6 protein-coding genes are annotated in these 4282 nt (G+C 62.4%); 3 read left to right on the forward strand and 3 right to left on the reverse strand.

Annotated features, from left to right (window positions below):
• Positions 1–143 precede the first annotated feature (143 nt).
• Positions 144–395 (forward strand): hypothetical protein, encoded by a 252-nt coding sequence (locus tag ACU0BR_RS05750; protein ID WP_446155891.1) that lies wholly within the window; start codon positions 144–146, stop codon positions 393–395.
• 18 nt (positions 396–413) lie between these two features.
• On the opposite strand, the gene msrQ is transcribed toward ACU0BR_RS05750, so the two are convergent.
• Both msrQ and msrP read right to left on the reverse strand, forming a co-directional pair.
• Positions 414–1043 (reverse strand): protein-methionine-sulfoxide reductase heme-binding subunit MsrQ, encoded by a 630-nt coding sequence (gene msrQ / locus ACU0BR_RS05755; RefSeq protein ID WP_446155892.1) that lies wholly within the window; start codon positions 1041–1043, stop codon positions 414–416.
• Between the two features lie 96 nt (positions 1044–1139).
• A complete protein-coding gene (gene msrP, locus ACU0BR_RS05760) occupies positions 1140–2066 on the reverse strand; it encodes a protein-methionine-sulfoxide reductase catalytic subunit MsrP (RefSeq protein ID WP_446155893.1) in 927 nt (308 codons plus the stop codon).
• Between the two features lie 156 nt (positions 2067–2222).
• On the opposite strand from msrP, the gene ACU0BR_RS05765 reads away from it, so the two are divergent.
• On the forward strand, positions 2223–2678 hold the full coding sequence (locus ACU0BR_RS05765; protein WP_446155894.1) for a DUF302 domain-containing protein: 456 nt from the start codon (positions 2223–2225) through the stop codon (positions 2676–2678).
• 161 nt (positions 2679–2839) lie between these two features.
• Complete coding sequence (locus tag ACU0BR_RS05770; RefSeq protein WP_446155895.1) at positions 2840–3340, forward strand: fasciclin domain-containing protein; 501 nt, start codon at positions 2840–2842, stop codon at positions 3338–3340.
• A 105-nt stretch (positions 3341–3445) separates the two neighbouring features.
• On the opposite strand, the gene ACU0BR_RS05775 is transcribed toward ACU0BR_RS05770, so the two are convergent.
• Positions 3446–4282: AAA family ATPase (locus ACU0BR_RS05775; protein WP_446155896.1), on the reverse strand; the 837-nt coding region annotated here is incomplete at its 5' end.

The raw sequence follows: 4282 nt of genomic DNA on the forward strand, positions 1-4282 counted from the left end.
AAAACCAACCGAGTGCGCCCTAAACTCACGGCGCGCCCGCCCATCCTTGCCTCCGAAGTTCCCCGGCAACCAACCCCTCAAGGCCCGGTCGCCGCCCCAACCGCGCCTCATCAGCGCCGCCGGTGAAGGGGTATCTACGGAGAGTGACGGGAACCCGCAAGGGCTTTTTTCGCTCAAAAGCGATTTTTCTGAAATTTATTCAAAATCTACGATTTCAGGTGATTTCGGCAATTTTGAGAGCGAAATCCCGCCCGCGGCGCAAGATCGTGACGGCCCCGCTGCATTGCGCGGGCAGGCCTGTCGGCGGCGGACGCCGCAAGCCGCCAAATGGGCGGAATCAGCGGCTGAACCTGGTGGAATCGCGCCGCGACCGGCGCGGAATCAGCGGAAGATGAGAAACACCCCCGCCCGATTCAGGCGGCAGCTCTGGCGGGCGCGGGCTTGCGGCGCCTGGGCAGCAGCCGCAGCGCCAGCAGGGCGGTGATGATCGTCAGGTAGATGATGGGCTCCAGCTGCCAGCCCTTGCGGACCATGACGAAATGCACCCCGCCCGCAAAGACCGCCAGATAGGTCAGCTGATGGATGCGGCCCCAGGACTTCGGCCCGAGCTTGCGGATCGCGCGATTGTTCGAGGTCACCGCCAGCGGGATCATCACCACGAAGGCGAACATGCCGATGGTGATATAGGGCCGTTTGAGAATATCCGCCCAGATCTGGCCCCAGAACAGCTGGATATCCAGAAACAGCCAGGTCAGAAGATGCACGAGGACATAGAAAAAGCAGATCAGCCCCAGCGCCCTGCGGTATCGGATCAGATTGATGTCGGTGAACCGGCGCAGCGGCGTGACAGCCAGCACGGCAATGAACACCTGAAGGCTGAGCTGCCCCAGCTCCCGCTCGATGCTTTTGACCGGATCGACGCCCAGCTGCCCGGTCAGCCCCTGATAATAGAGCCAGACCGGCGGCAGCAGGGCGATCAGGTAAAGCGGCCAGGCGGGAATGCGGCGCAGGCCGCCGTTTATCGATCGGGCAACGGGGTTCATGCGAGACCTCTCCCACTTCGCGGGTTCAGTAAGTCAGGGGCAAAAGCCGGAAACCGTTCCCTGCGCCACAGGGCAGAGGGAACGGGCGCGACCGGCTCAGAAGAACTTCTTGAGGTCCATCCCCTGATACAGCTGCGCAACCTCCTCGCCGTAGCCGTTGAACATCTCGGTCTTCTGGCGCTTGGCGAAGAAACCGCCGCCGATCTTGCGTTCGGTGGCCTGGCTCCATCTGGGATGGCTGACGTTCGGGTTCACGTTGCTGTAAAACCCATATTCGCGCGGGTTCGTCTGATTCCACGTCGCGGGGGGCTCATCCTTGACCAGGCTGATGCGCACGATCGACTTGATCGATTTGAACCCGTATTTCCATGGCACGACCAGACGCATCGGCGCGCCGTTCTGATTGGGCATGGGTTTGCCGTAGATGCCGGTGGCCATCAGCGTCAACGGGTGCATCGCCTCATCCAGGCGCAGCCCCTCGACATAGGGCCAATCCGGCACCGGGAATTTCACGCCGTTCATGACATCGGGCAGAACGGCGGTTTCAAAGGCCACGTATTTCGCGCCCGACTGCACCCCGACCTTGTCGAGGAGCTTGGACAGCTGCACGCCATTCCAGGGAATGACCATCGACCAGGCCTCGACACAGCGGAAACGGTAGATGCGTTCCTCGACATCCAGACCGGCCAGCAGATCGTCCAACGCGTAATCGCCGGGCTTGTCGACCAGCCCGCCGACCTTGACCGTCCATGGCGACACCTTCATCGCGCCCGCGTTCTGCGCGGGATCTTCCTTGCTGGTGCCGAATTCGTAGAAATTGTTATAGGTGGTGATCTCTTCGAAACTATTGGGCTCCGCATCGGTGGAATACTTGTTTCCGCCCGACTGCGCAGCGGCCAGACCGGGCACCCCGCCCGCCAGCAGGGCACCGCCCGCCCCCGCCAGCAGCTGCCGCCGGTTGAAGAAGGCCGCTTCGGGGGTGACGTCTGAATGCCTGAGTTCGGTCTTGAAGCGATATGCCATGTGAATTCTCCTCCGTGCTCTTCAAAACCTAGGTCGCACCGGCCCCGCAACCAAACCAAGGTTTTTCACGTTGCTGTAAGCGAAGTGAAATATTTCCCCCGACTTCGCGCTAGGGTTAAGAGTTCACGCAGATTGATCCAAGACGAGAGGCACATAATGCTCAAATCCATCGCACTATCCATTCCCCTCACGCTCGGCCTGGCCGGGTTCGCCCTCGCGCAGGAGGCCGCCCAGGATATCGTCAGCTTCGACAGTACCGACAGTTTCGACGACGTGATGTTCAATCTGGAAAACGCCGTCATCGAACAGGGCCTCGCGATCGAGACCAAGAACCACATCGGCGACATGCTGGAGCGGACCCGTGCGGACGTCGGTTCCGACGTGGTCATCTACGAACACGCCGAGGTCATCAGCTTCTGCTCCGCCACGCTGTCGCGCATGGCGATGGAGGCCGATCCGATGAACATCGCCTATTGCCCCTACACGATCTTTGCCTATCAGACGAAGGGGTCGGACACGGTCACCGTCGGATACCGCAGCCTGCCCGAGGGCCCGATGCAGGAGGTTCAGGCGCTGCTGAAGACCATCGCGACCGCCGGCGCGGGCCAATAGGCTGCCTTCGCGCGCGACGGTAGCGGCGGGATATGCGCGGCGGCATAGCGGTGACATATTTGTCTCTCCTGCCCGGTCTGCCGCCGACCGGCCGGAACTGAATCCCTCCGGCCGGGTTTGGTCTGCACATTCAGCCCGGTGACCGGGCAAGGAGAGAACACATGCTACGCAGAACCTTTCTGGCCGTGACGGCCACAGTCGCCCTGATGTCGGGGACCGCCCAGGCACAAAGCGATGCGCCCACGATGAACATCTGGGATACGCTTGTCGCCACGGATGGGTTTTCGGATCTGACCTCCGCCATGCAGGAAACCGGCCTGGACCTCGCGCTTCAGGGTCCGGGTCCGTTCACCCTGTTCGCGCCGGATGACGATGCGTTCGGGGCGTTCCAGACCGAAAACGAAGAGAAGGCCGCCATGCTGATGGCGCCCGAGAACATGGAAATGTTCAAGAACGTGCTCAACTACCACGTGGTGCCGGGCAACTATACCGCGCAGGATTTCCAGGGCAAAACCCTGGAGATGGAGACGTTGAACGGCCAGATGATCAAGATCGACGGCCTGGACACGATGCGCATGGGCAACGGCAGCCTTATCCGGACGATCAGCGCGACCAACGGCACGATCTTCGTGATCGACACCGTGCAGATGCCGCCGATGTAACGCGGCACGCATCCGATCAATCAAAAGGCCCCTGCAAGAGCGACTTGCAGGGGCCTTTTTCGTTTTCCCTTTTTCGTTTTCATCGCCGCGGCCGGATCGGACGGATCAGTGCAGCACGGCATCCTGCGGCGGCTGCCGGTTGGTGCTCGCGATGCGGTCACCGACGATCAACCCGTCCTTGCCCGCGCTGACCGAAACGGTCTGCCCGTCGGTGACATCGCCCGCCAGGATCATCTCGGCCAGTTGATCCTGCAACGACCGCTGGATCACCCGCTTCAGGGGCCGCGCGCCAAACACCGGGTCGTAGCCCTCCTCGGCCAGCCATGCCCGCGCGCCCTCGTCCAGATCGAGCGTGATCTTGCGCGCCGCGAGCCTGCGTTGCAGAAGGCCGAGCTGAATATCGACGATCCCGGCCATGTCTTCGCGTGCAAGCCGGTCGAATATGATCGTCTCATCCAGACGGTTCAGGAATTCCGGCCGGAAATGCGCCCGCACGGCATCCATCACGTCGCGCTTGGCCTGCGTGGCATCGCCGCCGTCGGGCAACCGGCTGAGCGCCTGCGCCCCTAGGTTCGAGGTCAGCACGATCAGCGTCTGCTTGAAGCTGACCGTCCGCCCCTGACCATCGGTCAGCATCCCGTCGTCGAGCACCTGCAACAGCACGTTGAAGACATCGGGGTGCGCCTTCTCGACCTCGTCGAACAGCACGACCTGATAGGGCCTGCGCCGCACAGCCTCGGTCAGCACGCCGCCCTCGTCATAGCCGACATACCCCGGAGGCGCCCCGACCAGCCGCGACACCGCGTGCTTTTCCATGAACTCGCTCATGTCGATGCGCACCATCGCCCGGTCGTCATCGAACAGGAATTGCGCGAGCGCCTTGGTCAGCTCGGTCTTGCCGACACCCGTGGGGCCGAGGAACAGGAAACTGCCCAGCGGCCG

This window comes from Brevirhabdus sp. (assembly GCF_052826345.1).

Coding starts and splice junctions, on each gene's coding strand:
- msrQ (WP_446155892.1), bottom strand. CDS start 1,043: ATGAACCCCGTTGCCCGATCGATAAACGGCGGCCTGCGCCGCATTCCC.
- msrP (WP_446155893.1), bottom strand. CDS start 2,066: ATGGCATATCGCTTCAAGACCGAACTCAGGCATTCAGACGTCACCCCC.
- ACU0BR_RS05765 (WP_446155894.1), top strand. CDS start 2,223: ATGCTCAAATCCATCGCACTATCCATTCCCCTCACGCTCGGCCTGGCC.
- ACU0BR_RS05770 (WP_446155895.1), top strand. CDS start 2,840: ATGCTACGCAGAACCTTTCTGGCCGTGACGGCCACAGTCGCCCTGATG.